The sequence below is a fragment of the Roseixanthobacter psychrophilus genome (assembly GCF_043195195.1).
Classification (GTDB): Bacteria; Pseudomonadota; Alphaproteobacteria; order Rhizobiales; family Xanthobacteraceae; genus NCEH01.
On record NZ_JBAFWT010000017.1, the window covers coordinates 1 to 16,515 of the forward strand.

At 67.5% G+C, this 16,515-nt stretch carries 16 protein-coding genes and 1 tRNA gene; 5 read left to right on the top strand and 12 right to left on the bottom strand.

Features of this window, described 5'->3' with window-relative positions:
• Positions 1-28: 28 nt before the first annotated feature.
• From V5F77_RS15610 to V5F77_RS15640, 7 genes are all read right to left on the bottom strand, one after another.
• Positions 29-448 (bottom strand): Zn-ribbon domain-containing OB-fold protein, encoded by a 420-nt coding sequence (locus V5F77_RS15610; RefSeq protein ID WP_429006284.1) that lies wholly within the window; start codon positions 446-448, stop codon positions 29-31.
• Position 449: 1 nt separating this feature from the next.
• Positions 450-1,733 carry a thiolase family protein gene (locus V5F77_RS15615; RefSeq protein ID WP_429006285.1) on the bottom strand — a complete coding sequence of 428 codons (1,284 nt, stop codon included), beginning with the start codon at positions 1,731-1,733 and terminating at the stop codon, positions 450-452.
• A 176-nt stretch (positions 1,734-1,909) separates the two neighbouring features.
• Positions 1,910-2,572 carry a phosphoribosyltransferase gene (locus tag V5F77_RS15620; RefSeq protein WP_429006286.1) on the bottom strand — a complete coding sequence of 221 codons (663 nt, stop codon included), beginning with the start codon at positions 2,570-2,572 and terminating at the stop codon, positions 1,910-1,912.
• A 132-nt stretch (positions 2,573-2,704) separates the two neighbouring features.
• Positions 2,705-2,796, bottom strand: a tRNA-Ser gene (locus tag V5F77_RS15625).
• Between the two features lie 64 nt (positions 2,797-2,860).
• On the bottom strand, positions 2,861-3,271 hold the full coding sequence (locus V5F77_RS15630) for a DUF6165 family protein (RefSeq protein WP_429006287.1): 411 nt from the start codon (positions 3,269-3,271) through the stop codon (positions 2,861-2,863).
• Positions 3,258-5,249, bottom strand: a complete 1,992-nt coding sequence (locus tag V5F77_RS15635; protein WP_429006288.1) for a tetratricopeptide repeat protein — start codon at positions 5,247-5,249, stop codon at positions 3,258-3,260. The genes V5F77_RS15630 and V5F77_RS15635 overlap by 14 nt, the downstream gene beginning before the upstream one ends.
• 122 nt (positions 5,250-5,371) lie before the next feature.
• A complete protein-coding gene (locus V5F77_RS15640; RefSeq protein WP_429006289.1) occupies positions 5,372-6,076 on the bottom strand; it encodes a glutathione S-transferase N-terminal domain-containing protein in 705 nt (234 codons plus the stop codon).
• Positions 6,077-6,395: 319 nt separating this feature from the next.
• On the opposite strand from V5F77_RS15640, the gene V5F77_RS15645 reads away from it, so the two are divergent.
• From V5F77_RS15645 to V5F77_RS15660, 4 genes are all read left to right on the top strand, one after another.
• Positions 6,396-7,526 (top strand): TRAP transporter substrate-binding protein, encoded by a 1,131-nt coding sequence (locus tag V5F77_RS15645; RefSeq protein WP_429006290.1) that lies wholly within the window; start codon positions 6,396-6,398, stop codon positions 7,524-7,526.
• A 174-nt stretch (positions 7,527-7,700) separates the two neighbouring features.
• Entirely contained in the window at positions 7,701-8,300 is a 600-nt protein-coding gene (locus tag V5F77_RS15650) for a TRAP transporter small permease subunit (RefSeq protein ID WP_429006291.1), read from the top strand.
• On the top strand, positions 8,300-9,625 hold the full coding sequence (locus V5F77_RS15655) for a TRAP transporter large permease (protein ID WP_429006292.1): 1,326 nt from the start codon (positions 8,300-8,302) through the stop codon (positions 9,623-9,625). The genes V5F77_RS15650 and V5F77_RS15655 overlap by 1 nt, the downstream gene beginning before the upstream one ends.
• Before the next feature lie 6 nt (positions 9,626-9,631).
• Complete coding sequence (locus V5F77_RS15660; RefSeq protein WP_429006293.1) at positions 9,632-10,096, top strand: DUF488 domain-containing protein; 465 nt, start codon at positions 9,632-9,634, stop codon at positions 10,094-10,096.
• Between the two features lie 37 nt (positions 10,097-10,133).
• On the opposite strand, the gene V5F77_RS15665 is transcribed toward V5F77_RS15660, so the two are convergent.
• The 4 genes from V5F77_RS15665 to V5F77_RS15680 form a co-directional block, all read right to left on the bottom strand.
• Positions 10,134-11,333, bottom strand: coding sequence for an MFS transporter (locus V5F77_RS15665; protein WP_429006294.1), 1,200 nt, complete (start codon positions 11,331-11,333; stop codon positions 10,134-10,136).
• Between the two features lie 102 nt (positions 11,334-11,435).
• The gene (locus V5F77_RS15670) at positions 11,436-13,097 is read right to left on the bottom strand and encodes an NTP transferase domain-containing protein (RefSeq protein WP_429006295.1); all 1,662 of its coding nucleotides are present in this window, start codon (positions 13,095-13,097) and stop codon (positions 11,436-11,438) included.
• Positions 13,094-13,804, bottom strand: coding sequence for an XdhC family protein (locus V5F77_RS15675; RefSeq protein ID WP_429006296.1), 711 nt, complete (start codon positions 13,802-13,804; stop codon positions 13,094-13,096). Before V5F77_RS15675 ends, V5F77_RS15670 begins: the two co-directional genes overlap by 4 nt.
• A 36-nt stretch (positions 13,805-13,840) precedes the next feature.
• Positions 13,841-14,164, bottom strand: coding sequence for an XdhC family protein (locus V5F77_RS15680; protein ID WP_429006297.1), 324 nt, complete (start codon positions 14,162-14,164; stop codon positions 13,841-13,843).
• A 116-nt stretch (positions 14,165-14,280) separates the two neighbouring features.
• Between V5F77_RS15680 and V5F77_RS15685 the strand changes: the two genes are divergently transcribed.
• The gene (locus tag V5F77_RS15685; protein ID WP_429006298.1) at positions 14,281-15,330 is read left to right on the top strand and encodes a lysine-2,3-aminomutase-like protein; all 1,050 of its coding nucleotides are present in this window, start codon (positions 14,281-14,283) and stop codon (positions 15,328-15,330) included.
• Here the strand turns inward: V5F77_RS15685 and V5F77_RS15690 are convergent.
• Entirely contained in the window at positions 15,316-16,509 is a 1,194-nt protein-coding gene (locus tag V5F77_RS15690) for a vWA domain-containing protein (protein WP_429006299.1), read from the bottom strand. The genes V5F77_RS15685 and V5F77_RS15690 overlap by 15 nt on opposite strands.
• Between the last annotated feature and the right edge of the window lie 6 nt (positions 16,510-16,515).

The following is a 16,515-nucleotide window of genomic DNA, read 5'->3' on the forward strand; positions in this document are numbered from 1 at the left end:
ACGAAGTGCTGATAGCTCTTGCAGGGACTCAGCCGGCGAGGCGGAAGGCGATCACCGGCAGGTCATCCATCTTCAGCGTCTCCGCCCTCGCCGGGACCGGCCCCCGCTCGAACAGGGCGCGCAGAGATTCCGGCCGGGCCTCGACGCCAAGGATGATGGCCTGCACGATCGGCCCTTCCCTGAGGCGGAGATGGCCGTAGACATAGGGAGCCATCTTCTCGAAGCGGGGATGGCAGGCGGGCGTGATGTTGTGCGTGGCGTAGAGCAGGGTCGCCTCGCCGCTCAGCTCGACGCCTTCGACCTCCCAGCTGCCGCAATGCTCGCAGCATCCGGTCGGCGGGAAGGTCAGCTTGCCGCAGGAGCGGCAACTCGCCGCCCGGAACACGTTCTGCCCCAGTCCTTCATAATACCAGCGAATGGCGCTTGGCTGCTCGGCGACGTCCTGCATGTCACAGTCCTCCCAGAACGACCACGGTGCCGATCATGGCGTAGCCGTGGGTGTGGATGACGGAAATCTCCGGCGGGCTCGGGATCTGTCGGGCACCGGCCTTGCCGCGCATCTGCAGCACGGCCTCATAGGTATCGCTGCCGGCGCTGGCGCCCCAGGCATGGCCGAAGGCATGGCGGCCGCCATGGGTCGACATCGGCCGGTCGCCGTCGAAGCGCAGCCGCCCGGCGCGTGCCGCGTCGAGGCCGCCGCCCGGCGGCAGGTAGCCGATCGTCTCCGCCGTGCAGAGGCTGGAGATGTGCGAGCAGTCATGGGTGTGCAGATAGTCGATATCCGCCGGCCCGATAGCGGCCATGCCGAAGGCGGCATCGATGGCCCGCCGGTCGAATTCCCAATGGGTGGGGTCCTCGCCGTACCAGGGCAGATCGCTGTAACTGATGCCGAAGCCCTTGAACTCCACCGGCTGCGACTTGCCGTCCCTGGCGAGATCGGCGCGCGTCAGCACCATGGCGGAGGCACCATCGGCGGTGGTCACAAGGCTGAGCAGGCGCGAGGGCCACGCGACGAACGGGTTGTGCGCGTCCGAGCGCCAGTAGTCGAAGGCATCGGTGAAGCCCTTGTCCGCCGCCCGCTTTTCCAGCGTCTCCTGGATGTTGGCCTTTGGGTTTAGCGAGCCGTGCAGGCGCCGCGTGCGGCAGAGCTCGAACATGCCGCGGTCGTAATCCTCGATGGAGATTCCGTATTTGCGGCAGTAGCCCAGCGCGACCAGCCCGTTATAGGTCGAGAAGATGTCGTAGCCCTGCGGCACGCCATAGGCCTGGTTGACCGCCATGTCGGTCCACAGCCAGGTCTGCTGATGGGAAATGGGCTCGCGCTCATAGGGGCTGAAGCCCTTGACCTTAGTCCGGGTCGTCTCCAGCCCGTAGACCAGCACGGTGTCATAGACGCCGGCGGCGATCGACATTGCCGCCAGCGAGGCGCCCACATTGGTGGTCGAGCACTGGGCCTCGAAGTGAACGCCGGCCTTGAACTGGGTGCCGGTCCATTTCGACAGCTGGGAATAAGTGCCCGGCACCTGCGAGCTATGCACCATGGCGTTGCCGGCGAAAACCGCATCGACGTCCTGGCCGGTGAGCCCGGCGTCGTCCAGTGCCTCCTTGACGGCACGGGCGGTCAGTTCCTGGAGGCTGAGCCCCTTGAGTTCCGGCGTTTCCAGCAGGTCGCCGAACCGCGAACAACCGACGCCGGAAATGGCCACACGCTCCCTAAGCTTGCTTTCCCTCATGGCGGAGGTCCTTTCATTCACCCGGTGGGCGCACCCGGAGGGTGGGCCGAGCTGTCGGGGAAATCGGCCACGCCGTATTGTGCGCCGGTCCTGCAGCCCGCCGGAATGGGACGCCTTTCGCGCCGGCACGGTGTTGATGGGGATCAAGGGAAGCGGATAATTCTGTCCCTGGCCGCTCACATGCCGGCAGAGTGCGCGCCGGACGGGAAGCGCGCCAGTGTCGCGACGACTTCCTCATCGCTCACTTGGCTGAAGTCGCGGTAGAAGCAGCCGATCGCTCCGAACGGTTCCGGCACGTCGAGGCAGATGAGATCGTCCACTTCGGGCCGCAGTTCGGCAATCGCCTCGGCGGGGGCGACGGGGACCGCCAGCACCAGTTCCGCCGGGCCGCGCTGGCGGACCGCCTGCAACGCCGCCTTCATGGTGGCGCCGGTGGCGATGCCGTCATCGACGACGATCACACTCCTACCGACCAGTTCCGCCCGGGCGCGCCCGCCCAGATAGCGGGCCTTGCGGCGCTCGATCTCGGCAAGCTCCTGCCGGCACACGCGCTGGAAATCCGCCTCGTCGACCGCGGCGCGCGCGAGAATCGCCTCGTTGCGGACGATCACCGGCTCGGCGCCGTCGACCACGGCGCCGATGGCGAGCTCGGACTGCCAGGGCAGGCCGATCTTGCGCACCAGGATGAGATCGAGCGGCGCGGCAAGGGCCCGCGCGATCTCCGCCGCCACGGGCACGCCGCCGCGCGGCAGCGCCAGCACCACGGGACGGCGTGGGCGATAGGCGGCGAGCGCCGCCGCCAGCCGGCGCCCTGCATCGATTCGGTCCGCGAAGATCATGGGCCATCCCCCCGAGCCTGCCATGTCGACCGGCGTGGCGTCCGGCTCGCATGCTCGGAACGCGGGCCGAGTCGAACATTGACCGGCGTCAAGGGCAAGGCGCGCCTAGGCGTGCCCAGTTTGGGACTGAAATGGCGGAGACGGAGGGATTCGAACCCTCGAGACCCTTTTGGGGGTCTGCTCATTTAGCAAACGAGTGCCTTCAGCCTCTCGGCCACGTCTCCATTGCGCCCACGTATGCCGAACCGAGGACGGCTTTGCAAGCCGCCCTCGCCCTTCCCCCCGGAATTAAGTGCCGGCGTAGGATTTCTCTTCCACGATCAGCGAGCCGGAGCGCGCGTTGATCTCGCGCTTGATGGCCGCGCGTCGGTCGTTGGTCACATAGACCGCCCGCGCCAGCTCCACGAATTGCGCGTCGAAGCGCTGCTCGACCTCCAGTTCGCGCAGGGCGTCCTCGATCTCCCAGAGCGCCTCGTTCACGCTCTTGATGTCGGCGGTGAGCGCCTCAAAACCCTCCGACAGCCCATGCGCCGCGCGCAGGCGCGACAGGGCGGTGAGTTCGTGCGTCACGTTCGCCAGCTTGGCCGGATCGGCAATGCGGGCCGCCTTGATCTCGAGGATCGTGATCTTGTCGATCAATTCCCCCGCCGAAATGGGGGCGAGGATTTCCACCGGCGCCGCCGCCTCACTTGGATTCATGATTCTCCGCCTTGCCCATCTGAACGCCCGCCGCGATGGCGGTGAAGACGCCGCCCCATTGTCCCGGCTGGCCCTGCCGTACCGTGCGCACGGAGGGGTAGAAGAGGTTTTCCGGCCCCTCGCCGCCGAACGCGAAATGGGTTTCGCCGCCTGCCGCGACGAAGACCGGCCGGTTCATCGCCCCCGCCAGATGCGCCAAAGGCGCATCGACGCTGACGATGAGATCGAGATGATGGATCAAGCCCGCACTGTCGAGGAACGTGCCGTCGGCGTCGAAATCGCTCTCCAGGCGCAGGATCTTGCCGCGGAAGGAGACATGATCCATCTGCGCCGCCGCCGGGCCCTGCTGAAGCGCTACCAGGCGCACGCCGTCGAGCGCCGCCAGCGGGCCGAAGGCTTCCAGCGGCACGCTGCGCAAGGGGTCGATGCGGCCGGCATCCTCGCTCTGCCAATGGATGCCGATCACGAGATCGCCAGCGGACCGCGCATGGCTCCAGGCCGAGCGGCGGTCGGGCGGCGCCTGCAGATAGGGCACCTGCGGCCATAGGCTGGGATCGGGCGCGATCAGATGCGGCAGGCTCCCGAGGGCGACGCCGATCACCCCCTCCTGCGCCGGATCGATCTCGGCCGGGTCGGACACCACGCGCACACGCGGATCCACATTGGCGAACAGTGCCGCGTGCGCGGCGTCGGCGACCAGCAGGCGCGGTTCGATCCCGCGATCCGCCAGCACCGGCAGCAAGCGGACCAAGGCGAGCGTGTCGGAAAGGCTCTCCCCTGCGCTCACCACCAGCGCGGGCGGGCTTCCGGTTCCATCCCAGATGCCGATGTTGCGCGCGGCGAGGCGGGCACGAGCGCCCTGCGCGGCCGCGTCCAGCGCCGCCCATCCCTCGGGCCACGCGGCGCGGGACAGTGCCTCGCCGGCCTTTGCCTCAAGCACACGGGCATTGTGGGGGTCGAGATGCAGGGCCTTGGCGAGGGTGGCTCGACCATCATCACGCGCGCCGAGATAGGCCTGGAGCCGCGCCCGCGCCAGCAATGCTTCGGTGAAGGGCGGCTCGACCGCCAGCATGGCATCGAGATCCTCAAGTGCGCCTTCGGCCTCGCCGAGACCCTCGCGGGCCATGGCACGCTCGAACAGCGCCGCAGGGTTGGACGCGGCCGCCTCCAGCACCGCGTCGGCCTGCGCGCACGCGGCCGCAAAGGCGCCGAGGCGGCGCAGGATGAAAGCGTAGCGCAGACGCAAATCGGGCCGTTGCGGCGCCCGCGTCACGGCCTGCTCATAGGCCGCGGCGGCACCCTCCATGTCGCCGAGGACGAAGCAGCATTCGCCGAGCAGATGATGGCCATCGACGAAATCCGGGGCGAGCTTGATCGCGTGAAGCGCGACAACCTTCGCCGCAGCGGGATCGCCCTTGCCGAGGAGAATGAACCCCTTGTTGACAGGATGGATCGGCGACCAGGGTTGAAGCTCCAGCAGGCGCTCGCAATCCGCCAAGGCGGCATCGACATGCCCGGCCTGGACCAGCGCCACCGAGCGATTGGCGAGCGCTTCCACCGCCAGCGGATCGCGTTCGAGAACCCGCGTATAGGCTTTAGCGGCGGCCTCGTGCCGACCGAGGGCGCCGAGCGCGTTGGCGGCCTGGAAATGCGCCTCGCCCAATTGGGGGGCAAGCTTGATGGCCCGCTCGGCGGCGGCCAGCGCCTTTTCGAATTGGCCTACGCCCTGGAGCGCCACGGCCAGCAAAATCGCGGCGTTCGGATCCTTGGGCACCATGTTGGCGGTGCGGCGCGCGTTCGGCAGCGCCTCCTCGGGGCGACCGGCCTGAATGAGGGCCATGGCCAGCATGCGGTGCGCATCCACCAGCGAGGGCTGGAGCTGCACCGCGAGGCGAAAGCCCTCGATAGCCTTATCGACCTGTCCGGCCCTGGCGAATGCGGCCGCCTGGCCGAGAATGGTGCGCGGATCGGGCGACATGGGTGAAGAAGCTCCTCGACCGTGCCGCACTAGGTCCTGGCGCCCGCGTGACTTCGGCGCGGGCGGTGCGGCGGTCGCATCTAAGCCGACCCCGCGCAAAAAGCGAGAGGCGGCTGACGACCTCAGCGCGCGCGCTGGCCGAACAGGATGCTATAGGCTTCCTTGTCCTTGGAGAGGTCCGGCTTGCGCTCCTCGGCGCTGACGGCAAGCCCGCGCTGCACGGCGGGACGCATCTTCACGGTCTCCAGCCAGCGCTGGAAATGCGGGAATTCCTCGATCTTCTGCCCCTGCCGCTCCCACAGCTTGGCCCAGCCCACACAGGCCATGTCGGCGATGGAATAGTCGCCGGCCAGGAACTCGCGATCCTTGAGGCGAGTGTTCATCACGCCGTACAGGCGGTGCACCTCATTGGTGTAGCGGTCGATCGCATAAGGGATCTTTTCTGGGGCATAGATGCGGAAATGATGAGCTTGGCCGGCCATCGGCCCGAGGCCGCCCATCTGCCAGAACAGCCATTCCTCCACCGCCACCCGCTTGCGTTCCTCGGCGGGATAGAACTTGCCGGTCTTGCGGCCGAGATACTGGAGAATGGCCCCCGATTCGAACACCGAGATCGGCTGTCCGTCGGGGCCGTTGGGATCGAGAATGGCGGGGATCTTGTTGTTGGGTGAAATCGTCAGAAAATCCGGCTTGAACTGGTCGCCCTTGCCGATGTTCACCAGCTTCACGCTATAGGGCAGTTCGCACTCTTCGAGCATGATGGCGATCTTCCACCCATTGGGCGTCGGCCAGTAATGAAGCTCGATGGGCTGCTGGATTTCGGCCATATGTATGCTCCCCACTCAACCGGGAAGACCCGGCGAAGGCGCATACAGGTATTCCGCCTCGCGCGTGACGGCAAGCGGCGCACCCGCGCGCGTGCCAGGACGGAACGGCGAAAGTGCGCCCAACCGCCGCGCGCCCGGCCGCAAAACACCTCGGATCGGGCGCCGAACGGCACGTGCGCGTAATATTTTTGGTCCCCTTCCACTAAAGTCTATTGCCGTATGGGTATGACGTAGCGTCTGCTAGGACGTTACGTGGGGAATGGTGCGCCAACACCGCTATTGGTTCCAAAGAGAACCGTACCCCCTTAGGGAGGATACAGTGACCGACACTTCCAAAGTGAATGAACCCGTGCGCCCCTCGCGGCGCGGCTTCCTCACGGCAGCGGCCGCAACCGCCGCCGGAGCGACCTTGATCGCCGCTCCCGCCGTCCATGCCCAGGCGCCAATCAAGCTGAAGTTCCAGTCCACCTGGCCCAACAAGGACATCTTCCATGAATATGCGGGCGACTTCGTCCGCTATGTGAACCAGATGGCCGGCGGGCGCATCGAGCTGGAACTGCTCGCGGCCGGCGCTGTGGTCCCGGCCTTCCAGGTCCTGGACGCGGTCTCGTCCGGCATCATCGACGGCGGCCACGGCGTGTCCGCCTATTGGTACGGCAAGAACAAGGCGTTCTCGCTGTTCGGCACCGCCCCGGCCTTCGGCTGGGATGCCGACGAACTTCTGGGCTGGATCCGGTTCGGCGGCGGCCAGCAGCTTTATGATGAGCTGACGCAGAACATCCTCAAGCTGAACGTGATCGGCCTGCTCTCCGGCCCCATGCCGGCGCAGCCGCTCGGCTGGTTCAAGACCGAGATCAGCAACCCCGACCAGTTGAAGGGCATGAAATACCGCACGGTGGGTCTCGCGGCCGACCTTTCGAAGGAAATGGGCATCGCGGTCACCATCCTGCCGGGCGGCGAAATCGTCCCGGCCATGGATCGCGGCCTGATCGAGGGCGCGGAATTCAACAACCCCTCGTCCGACACCGTGCTCGGCTTCCCCGACGTCGCGAAGGTCTACATGGTCCAGTCCTATCACCAGGCGCTGGAATGCTTCGAGATCCTGTTCAACAAGGCGAAGTTCGACAGCATGCCCAAGGACGTGCAGGCGATCATCCGCGGCGCGGCCGATGCGGCCTCCTCCGAGATGATGTGGAAGGCGCAGGACCGCTATTCGAAGGACCTGGAAGCCCTCAAGGCGCGCGGGGTCAAGGTGATCCCAACACCCAAGTCGGTGCTCGAAGCCCAGCTCAACGCCTGGGATAAGGTGATCGCCAACCTGTCGGTCGACCCGTTCTTCAAGAAGGTCGTCGACAGCCAGATGGCGTGGGCCAAGCGGGTGGTCGGTTTCCGCCTGCAGTACGAGCCCGATAGCGCGCTCGCCTACAACCACTTCTTCCAGAAGGCCTGATACCGGCGCGGCGCGGGTTCCGCACGCCGCATCGTCCTGCCTGCAAACGCCCGTCCATGGCGGCCAACGCCATGGACGGTTCCGTTCATGCGGGCCGTGCGCGTGTGTGACGAGCCGTTCGCCGCCAAGGATATCGGGTCGCAGTCACGGCCGCCGTAGCGGAGACCATACGCAATGCAAGCGTTTTTGATCGGTATAGATCGATTTAATACCTTCGTCGGCAAGCTTTTCGCATGGGTCATCGTCATTCTGACGCTTGCCATCTGCTACGAGGTGTTCTGCAGATACGTGCTGCGGGCGCCCACGTCCTGGGCCTATGACGTGTCCTACATGCTGTACGGCACGCTGTTCATGATGGCAGGCGCATACACCCTCTCCCGCAACGGCCACGTGCGCGGCGACTTCCTCTATCGCAACTGGCCGCCGAAGCGCCAGGCGGCGGTGGATCTGGTGCTTTACTTCCTGTTCTTCTTCCCCGGCATCCTCGCGCTGGTCTATTCCGGCTGGGGCTATTTCTATCTGTCCTACCTGCTCAACGAACATTCCTCCTTCTCCCCCGACGGGCCGATCATCTGGCCGTTCAAGGGGCTCATCCCCATTACCGGCGTGCTCATGTTCATGCAGGGCGTGGTGGAGGTGATCCGCTGCATCATCACCCTGCGCACCGGCATATGGCCCGACCGGCTGCACGACGTGGAGGAAATGGAAAAACTCATTCTCGATGAAGCCGCCAACAAGGCGGATGCCGAGGCGATCGGCCGGGGGGCGCTGTGATGTTCATTTCCGATCCCGCCCTCGGCATCGTGATGCTGGTCCTGTTCCTCGTCTTCCTCATGCTCGGCTTTCCCATCGCGTTTACGCTGATGGCGCTGGGCGTCGGCTTTGGATACATCACCCGTGGCGACACGGTGTTCCAATTGTTCGTGCAGCGCGCCTACAGCGTGATGGCGAACGACGTGCTCATCTCCATCCCGCTGTTCCTGTTCATGGGCTATGTGGTGGAGCGGGCGAACATCCTCGACCGGCTGTTCCGGGCGATCCAGCTCGCCGCGGGCTGGATTCCCGGCTCGCTCGCCGTCGCCACCCTCATCACCTGCGCCATGTTCGCGACCGCCACCGGCATTGTCGGCGCGGTGGTGACGCTCATGGGCCTGCTCGCCTTTCCCGCCATGCTGCGGGCCGGCTACGACACCAAGATCGCCGCCGGCGTGGTGTGCGCGGGCGGCTGCCTCGGCATCCTGATCCCGCCGAGCGTCATGCTGATCCTCTATGGCGCCACGGCGGGCGTCTCGGTGGTGAAGCTCTACGCCGCCGCTTTCTTCCCGGGCCTGATGCTGACCGGCCTCTACATGGGCTATGTCATCATCCGCGCCATGCTCAATCCGGCGCTCGCACCGAAGTTGCCGAAAGAGGCCCGGGCCGGCTCGGCGGGGGAGATCGCGCTTGCGCTTGCGACCTCCTTCTTCCCCCTTGCGTTGCTGATCAGCAGCGTGCTCGGCGCCATCATCTTCGGCATCGCCACGCCCTCGGAGGCAGCGGCTGTCGGCGCGGCGGGCGCGGTGCTGCTCGCTGTCGCCTATCGCACCTTCTCCGTGAACAAGCTGAAGGAGAGCGTGTACCTGACCGCCCGCGCCTCGGCCATGGTCTGCTGGCTGTTCGTGGGCTCCGCTGTGTTCTCGGCGGTGTTCGCGCTGCTGGGCGGGCAGCGGGTGGTGGAGGAATTCATCCTAAGCCTCAACCTTGGGCCGATCGGCTTCCTGCTGCTGACCCAGGCCATCATTTTCGTGCTCGGCTGGCCGCTGGAATGGACCGAGATCATCGTGATCTTCCTGCCCATCTTCCTGCCGCTGCTGGATGATTTCGGCGTGGACCCGATCTTCTTCGGCATCCTGGTCGCCCTCAACCTGCAGACCTCGTTCCTGTCGCCGCCGGTGGCGATGGCCCCATTCTATTTGAAAGGGGTGGCACCGAAACATGTGTCGATCGACCAGATCTTCTCCGGCGTGATGCCCTTCCTCTACCTCGTGATCGTCGCCATGATCATGCTCTATGTGTTCCCCGGCATCGCCCTGTGGCTGCCGAAGGCGCTCTACGGATGAGGATTCATGGCAAAAACCACGGCGACCGAACTCTTCACGGTCGGCTATGAGCAGACGACGTCCGGCGCGTTTCAGGGCAGCCTGACCCGCGCCGGCGTCGATCTTCTGGTGGACGTGCGCGCGGTCGCCGCCTCGCGCCGTCCCGGCTTCTCAAAGACCGCGCTGGCAGCCGGGATCGCCGCGCACGGCATCGCTTATGTGCATCTGCGGGCGCTGGGCACGCCTAAGGAAGGCCGGCTCGCCGCCCGCTCCGGCGACCATGACGCGCTGATGCGCATCTATGACGCCCATCTCGCCACCGAGGCCGCGCGCGAAGCTTTGGACGAGCTGGCTTCGCTCGCTCAGGGCCGCCGCATCTGCCTCATGTGCTACGAGCGCCATGTGGAAGGCTGCCACCGCCTGCGGCTCGCGCAATTCCTGTGCGAACGGCTCGACCTGCCGGTGACGCACCTCATTCCCGAGCCATTCTGACCCTTCAGACTGACGGCCCGGCCTTGGACCATCGCCCTCAGGCCCGCGTGCGCGGCAAAGTCAGGACCAGGCAGAAGGACAGAAGGCAGCCGATGGCGCCGGCAAGGAACATGGAGCCATAGCCGAAGGCAGCCACCAGAACGCCCGCGACCGGGGCGGTGACGCCAAGCGCGATGTCGAAGAAGGCGAGAAACCCGCCCACCGCAAGGCCACGGCTCTCCGCCGGGACGCGCCGCACCGCCTCGACGCCCAGCGCGGGAAAGATCAGCGAGAAGCCGACGCCCGACAGCGCCGCGCCAGCCAGAGCCAGGCCCGGACCGGGCGCGACCCACAGCATGAGCTGCGCCGCCGCGAGAATCAGCAAGGACACTGCGGCGACCCCCTTGCCGCCGATCCGGTCCGGCAGATGCGCCAGGAACAGGCGCACCGCGATATAGGTTGCGCCGAACAGGAACAGGCCTGCCCCGGCATGTGGCCAGCCCCGGCTGGCGAACACCAGCGCCAGGAACGTGGCCAGCACGGCGAACGGCGCCGTCGCCAGCGCCAATGCCACACCATGGCGCCAGATCAGCCCCAACACTTTATGGAAGCCGAGGCGGCGACCGGGCACGGTCGGGACACTGGCGACCAGCAGGGCCATGGGCACGGCGAGCAGCGGCGCGCCCGCAGCCACCGCGGCAACGCCGACGAAACCATAGGCCTCGTTGAGGGCGATGCCGATGGGCGCTCCGATGCCTATGGCCGCATAAAGGGCGATGCCCTGCCACGCCATGACCCGTCCAGTATTGGCAAGCCCGACCCGGCCGATGCCCCAGGACATGGCGCCGGTGAGAAACAGGCTTTCCGCTAAGCCGAGGCACAGGCGACCGAGGACCAACACGGCGAGGCTCGCGCCCGCTCCGGGCACCTGAAGCGACCCGAGATAGAGCAGCCCGGCGGTCACGGCCAGCGGCAGGCCGATCACCACAGCCGTCTTCGCGCCGTAGCGATCCACTGCCGAACCGGCCGTCTGCCGCGTCAGCAAGGTGGCGATGGATTGGATCCCGACGGCGAGCCCCGCCGTGGCGATGCTGAAGCCGAGCTGGTCGTGCACCCGCAGCGCGAGCACCGGCAGCGGCACGGCGATGGCGAGCGCGCTGAAAAAGACGATCCAGACCAGGGGCAACAGGCGCAGCAGCACCGCCCTGGAGGACAGGGGCGCCAGCTCGGGAGAGGGGGAATTGGGAGGATTCAACATCAAACTGCGCTTTCGGGTACGGCGGCCTTTATGGCCGCACCACGTTGCGCGTTGGTTGACGTCAGACGCTTACGGAGGGAAGCAACCCTCATGGCCGGCTGTTTATGGCTTGGCATCGGGCGGGTCAAGTGCCTCGGTCTCAGCTGTTGGCACGTGCGCGCGGGCGTGGGAGAGCGCCTCGGGAGTGTCCACGTCCAAGAACGCCCCGGGCCCTTCCACCTCGATTTCCACCACGGCCTCGGCATGGGCGGCGATCAGATGGCGTGCGCCCACATCCCCCTCAAGTTGCGACAAAGCCGCGAAGAACCGGCGGTCCCACAGCACCGGATTGCCGCGCCGCCCGTCCGCCGCCGGCAAGGCGATCAGGCGGCCGGTGTCCGGGTCGAAGGTATCGATCAGCCGGTCGAGGATCTGCGGGCCGACCAGCGGCATGTCTCCGAGCATCACCAGGGCGGCGCCCGCGCCGTCCGGCACCGCCGAAATCCCTGCGCGCACCGAGGTGGAGAGCCCTTCGGCGAAAGCCGGATTGTGCACGAAGATCACCGGCAGGCCGGAGAGGATCTGTTCCACGCGGGCCTGCTCATGCCCTGTCACGACGAGCACCGGCGTCGCGCGGGACGCGAGGGCGGCTTCCACCACCCGTCGCACCACGGGCCGCCCGCCCACGTCGGCCAGCAATTTGTTGGGGCCGCCCATGCGGGTGCCCCGGCCCGCCGCCAGCACCACGGCGGCAACGGGGGGCTTTTCGTCCGACATTTCGTCCCTGCCTATGCCGCTGCGCGGCTGCGGCCGCGTGATGATTTCGCCGAGCAGGCCGCCGACCCCCCAGCCGCCCACATCGCGCCCCGTGACGGGCACATCCGCGAGGCAGCGCATCAGCACCCAGTCGAAGCCGTTCTCCTTCGGGCTGCGGGCGCAGCCGGGCGCCCCCAGGACCGGGATGCCCTGCAACGCGCCGAGCATCATGAGATTGCCGGGGTCGACCGGCATGCCCAGCCGCTCCACCCGCCCGCCCGCCGCTTCCAGCGCTGCGGGAATCACGTCGCGCCGGTCGACGATGGCCGAGGCGCCGAACACCACCACGCATTCCGCCCCTTCCGCATGGGCCTGATGCAGCGCCCGCGACAGATCGGGGGCGGCGTGAGGCACCCGCAGGTCGTGACAGATTTCGGCACCCGCCGGGGAAAGGCGCTGGCGCGTGACGCGCAGCGTCTTCTCCACCACCTTATCGGCGAGACCGGGCAGAAGGGTTGAAATCACCGCAACGCGGCGGCGCCGGAACGGCGCCACGCGGATCGCGGGCCGGGCAACGCGGGCGGCGGCGTCCGCAAGGTCGGCTGGAATGGCATAGGGGATGATCTTCACCGTCGCCACCATGTCGCCCTCGGCGACCGCGCGAAACGGCTCCAGCGTGGCAAACGTGACCGCCTCGTCCAGTGCGTTCAGTGCATCCACCGCCGCCCGGTCGATCTCGAGAAGGCCGGCGCGGGTGGCGAACAGGTTGGCGCGCCCGGTGAACGCCTTGGCGGCACGCATCCCCTCCCCGCCCACCAGCGCGGCGAGACGATCGGCGGCGGCATCTTCCGACACATCGCCGGGATCGAGCCGGGCAACGACCACATGGCTCACCCCGGCGGCCTGCAGCGCGGCAATCTCGCCCGGCCCGAGCCGCATGCCCTTCTTGAGAGTCAGATGCTCGGTGCGCACCGAATGCGCGACGATGGCGCCGTGCGCCAGCGCCAGCGGCAGCGGACCGAATTTCACGCCGCGACCTCGGCCTTGGCGGGCGCCGGAGCCCCCTTGCGCAATGCGCCGATGATCTGGCCGAGCACGGAAACCGCAATTTCCTGCGGGCTCGCGGCGCCGATGTCGAGCCCGATGGGTGCATGGATGCGGCCGATCTGCTCCGCCGACAGGCCGCGCGCCAGAAGCCGTTCCACCCGTTTGGCATGGGTGCGGCGCGACCCGAGCGCGCCCACGTAGAAGCATCCCGCCGCCAGGGCCGCCTCGATGGCCGGCTCGTCGATCTTCGGGTCATGGGTCAGCGCGGCGAGGGCGGTGAAGGCGTCCAGCGGCACCTCCTTCAGCGCCTCGTCGGGCCATTTGGCGATGACGGTCGTCTCGGGAAAACGCTCCGGCGTTGCGAAGGCGGTGCGGGGATCGATGATCGTCACGTCATAGCCGGCGATGCGGGCCATGGGCGCCAGGGCCTGGGAGATGTGCACGGCGCCGATCACCACGATGCGCGGCGGCGGCACATGGGCGGTGAGAAAGACCCGGCCCGCTTCGGTTTCCAGCGTGCCGCTCCTCCCTCTCGCGAGCGAGAAGCGCACTGCTTCCTCCAAGGGATCGCCGTCGAGCGCATCGCCGAAGACCAGCCGCTGCGCGCCGGTTTCCATCTCGGTGACCAGCACGGCCGCACGGCGGCCGGCCCGCGCCGCGGTCAGTTCTGCCAGAAGCTTGACGTGCATGCTGATGTTCCCCTTCGGCGCGGTGGCCGCTCGACCCTAGTCCACCCGCTCCACATAGACCCGGATCGCCCCGCCGCAGGACAGGCCCACCCGCCATGCGGTCTCGTCGGCGACGCCGAATTCAATGATGCGGGGCATGCCGGTTTCGATCACCTCCATCGCCTCGCTCACCACGGCCCCCTCGACGCAGCCGCCGGACACCGAGCCGAGAAAGGCCCCGTCCTGATCCACCGCGAGATGGCTGCCGACGGGACGCGGCGCCGAGCCCCAGGTCTCGACGACGGTCGCGAGAGCGACTCCCTTGCCTTCGCGGCGCCAGCGCAGGGCGCCCTCCAGCACATCTTCATTCGCGCTGCTCATGGAAGCCTCCTGCGGCGTGCGTTTCTGGCAATGGCGCTTCGTTCCCTATATAGGGGCGGCCCCGCATGTTGCACATGGCGCGGGCGGATCAGTTAGATTTTCACTCGGAAGGCCGCATGTCCACGCTGCGCACCGCAGACGATCTCATCGCTGCCGGCCTTGTCCCCGCCGATCGACGGGGCGCGCTGGAGCAGGTGGGCGCGCGCTATGCGGTGGCGCTCACGCCGGCGCTTTCCGACCTGATCGCGCGCGACGACCCGCACGATCCCATCGCCCGCCAATTCGTCCCCGACATCGCCGAGCTGGAGATGCGGGCCGAAGAGCGCGCCGACCCCATCGGCGACGCGGCGCATTCCCCGGTGCCCGGCATCGTGCATCGCTATCCCGACCGTGTGCTTCTGAAACTGGTGAGCGTCTGCGCCGTCTATTGCCGCTTCTGCTTTCGCCGCGAAATGGTCGGCCCGGGGGGCGAGGCCGCGCTGAGCCCGGCGCAGTTCGACGCCGCCTTGGCCTATATCGCGGCAACGCCGGCGATCTGGGAGGTGATCCTCACCGGCGGCGATCCCTTCATGGTCTCGCCCCGCCGCATGGCCGAAGTGGTTCAGCGCCTTGCCGCCATCGATCATGTGAAGATCGTGCGCTTCCACACCCGCGTCCCCATCGCGGCCCCGGAACGTGTAACTGCTGACTTCGTGGCCGCACTGAAGGCACCCGGCATCACCTCATACGTCGTGGTCCATGCCAACCATGCCCGGGAATTGCAGCAGAGCGTGCGCGATGCGCTCGCCAGGATGGTCGATGCGGGCATTCCTGTCCTGTCCCAATCGGTGCTGCTGAAGGGCGTGAACGACGACGCCGATACGCTCGCGGCCTTGTTCCGCGGGCTCCTGGAATGCCGGGTGAAGCCCTATTACCTGCATCATCCCGACCTTGCCCCCGGCACCGGCCATTTCCGCCTTCCGGTCGCGCGCGGTCAGGAGATCATGCGTGCCTTGCGCGGCCACCTCTCCGGCATCGCCCTGCCGAGCTATGTGCTCGATATTCCCGGCGGATACGGCAAGGTCCCGCTGACCCCCGGCTATCTCGACGCAGCCACCGGGCGGGTGCGCGACCATTGCGGCGATGTGCACGCCTATCCGCCCGAAGAGGCTTCAGCGGCGGACTGACCGGCCCGCCGGTGATGCCCCGGCGGCCTCGTCCGCGAGCGCCGCGACCAGGGCTTCCAGGCTTGCCAGATTATGCACCGGGCGGAACGCATCCACATGGGGCAGCATTGCCTGGATGCCGCGCGCCTTGGGCTCGAACCGATCATAGCGCAGTAAGGGATTCAGCCAGACCAGCCGATGGCCGGAGCGCCGCAGGCGGGCCATCTCCAGCTCCAGGCTCGCATCGGCGTCGCGCTCCAACCCATCGGTGACCAGCAGAACGATGGGGCTTTGTCCCATCACGCGGCGCGACCAGATCTTGTTGAAGGCGCGCAGCGAAGCCGCGATCCGCGTGCCGCCGGACCAATCCTGCGCCGATTGCCCGACTTTCTCCAGCGCCTCGTCGGGATCGCGATGGCGCAGCATGCGGGTGACGTTGGTGAGGCGTGTGCCGAACAGGAACGTGTGCACCCGGCCGCGCCGTTCGGTGAGCGCGTGCAGGAAATGCAGCACCGGCCGGGAATATTCGGCCATGGAGCCTGAGATATCCACCAGCGCCACCACCGGCCTGGGGCGAGCGACGGGCCCGCGCCTGCGCAGCGCAAGAAAGGCACCGCCACTGCCGAGCGAAGCCCGCAGCGAGGCGCGCAGATCGAATGCCACGCCCCGGCGGTCCGGCCGCAGGCGGCGCGTGCGCATCATATCGTCGGGCAGGCGCAGACGGGCGATGCGCCGGCGCGCCTGCGCCAATTCCTCGGCGCTCATCTGCGCGAAATCCTTGGTGCGCAGGACGTCTTCGGGAGAGGCGGTGAAATGGGCCTCCACCGCAATTTCGTCCTTCTGCGCCGGGGGGCGGCGGCCGACACCGGAGAACAGGGCGTCCTCCACGCGCTTGCGCATCGCCGGTTTGTCCTTGGCCGGGGCGCCCGGGGCGGGGGGCGAGAGCAAGGAGATCAGCCGTTCCGACTGCGACCGGCGCCGCCAGAACAGATGAAACGCCTGGTCGAACACCTCCTGGTGCTCGTGCGCGCTCACGAACACGGCGCGCAGCACGTTGTAGAAATCCTCGCGCGTGCCGATCCCGGCCAGATCCACGGCGCGCGCGGCATCCAGCATCGTCCCCGGACCCACCGGCAGGCCGGCGGCGCGCAAGGCACGGCCGAAATAGGCGATGTTCTCCCCAAGCCGCCCCTCAGCCATGACACA

Excerpts from the sequence above, each read along its gene's own strand:
- V5F77_RS15610 (WP_429006284.1), bottom strand. The coding sequence starts at position 448 with ATGCAGGACGTCGCCGAGCAGCCAAGCGCCATTCGCTGGTATTATGAA.
- V5F77_RS15615 (WP_429006285.1), bottom strand. The coding sequence starts at position 1,733 with ATGAGGGAAAGCAAGCTTAGGGAGCGTGTGGCCATTTCCGGCGTCGGT.
- V5F77_RS15620 (WP_429006286.1), bottom strand. The coding sequence starts at position 2,572 with ATGATCTTCGCGGACCGAATCGATGCAGGGCGCCGGCTGGCGGCGGCG.
- V5F77_RS15630 (WP_429006287.1), bottom strand. The coding sequence starts at position 3,271 with ATGAATCCAAGTGAGGCGGCGGCGCCGGTGGAAATCCTCGCCCCCATT.
- V5F77_RS15635 (WP_429006288.1), bottom strand. The coding sequence starts at position 5,249 with ATGTCGCCCGATCCGCGCACCATTCTCGGCCAGGCGGCCGCATTCGCC.
- V5F77_RS15640 (WP_429006289.1), bottom strand. The coding sequence starts at position 6,076 with ATGGCCGAAATCCAGCAGCCCATCGAGCTTCATTACTGGCCGACGCCC.
- V5F77_RS15650 (WP_429006291.1), top strand. The coding sequence starts at position 7,701 with ATGCAAGCGTTTTTGATCGGTATAGATCGATTTAATACCTTCGTCGGC.
- V5F77_RS15655 (WP_429006292.1), top strand. The coding sequence starts at position 8,300 with ATGTTCATTTCCGATCCCGCCCTCGGCATCGTGATGCTGGTCCTGTTC.
- V5F77_RS15660 (WP_429006293.1), top strand. The coding sequence starts at position 9,632 with ATGGCAAAAACCACGGCGACCGAACTCTTCACGGTCGGCTATGAGCAG.
- V5F77_RS15665 (WP_429006294.1), bottom strand. The coding sequence starts at position 11,333 with ATGTTGAATCCTCCCAATTCCCCCTCTCCCGAGCTGGCGCCCCTGTCC.
- V5F77_RS15675 (WP_429006296.1), bottom strand. The coding sequence starts at position 13,804 with ATGCACGTCAAGCTTCTGGCAGAACTGACCGCGGCGCGGGCCGGCCGC.
- V5F77_RS15680 (WP_429006297.1), bottom strand. The coding sequence starts at position 14,164 with ATGAGCAGCGCGAATGAAGATGTGCTGGAGGGCGCCCTGCGCTGGCGC.
- V5F77_RS15685 (WP_429006298.1), top strand. The coding sequence starts at position 14,281 with ATGTCCACGCTGCGCACCGCAGACGATCTCATCGCTGCCGGCCTTGTC.
- V5F77_RS15690 (WP_429006299.1), bottom strand. The coding sequence starts at position 16,509 with ATGGCTGAGGGGCGGCTTGGGGAGAACATCGCCTATTTCGGCCGTGCC.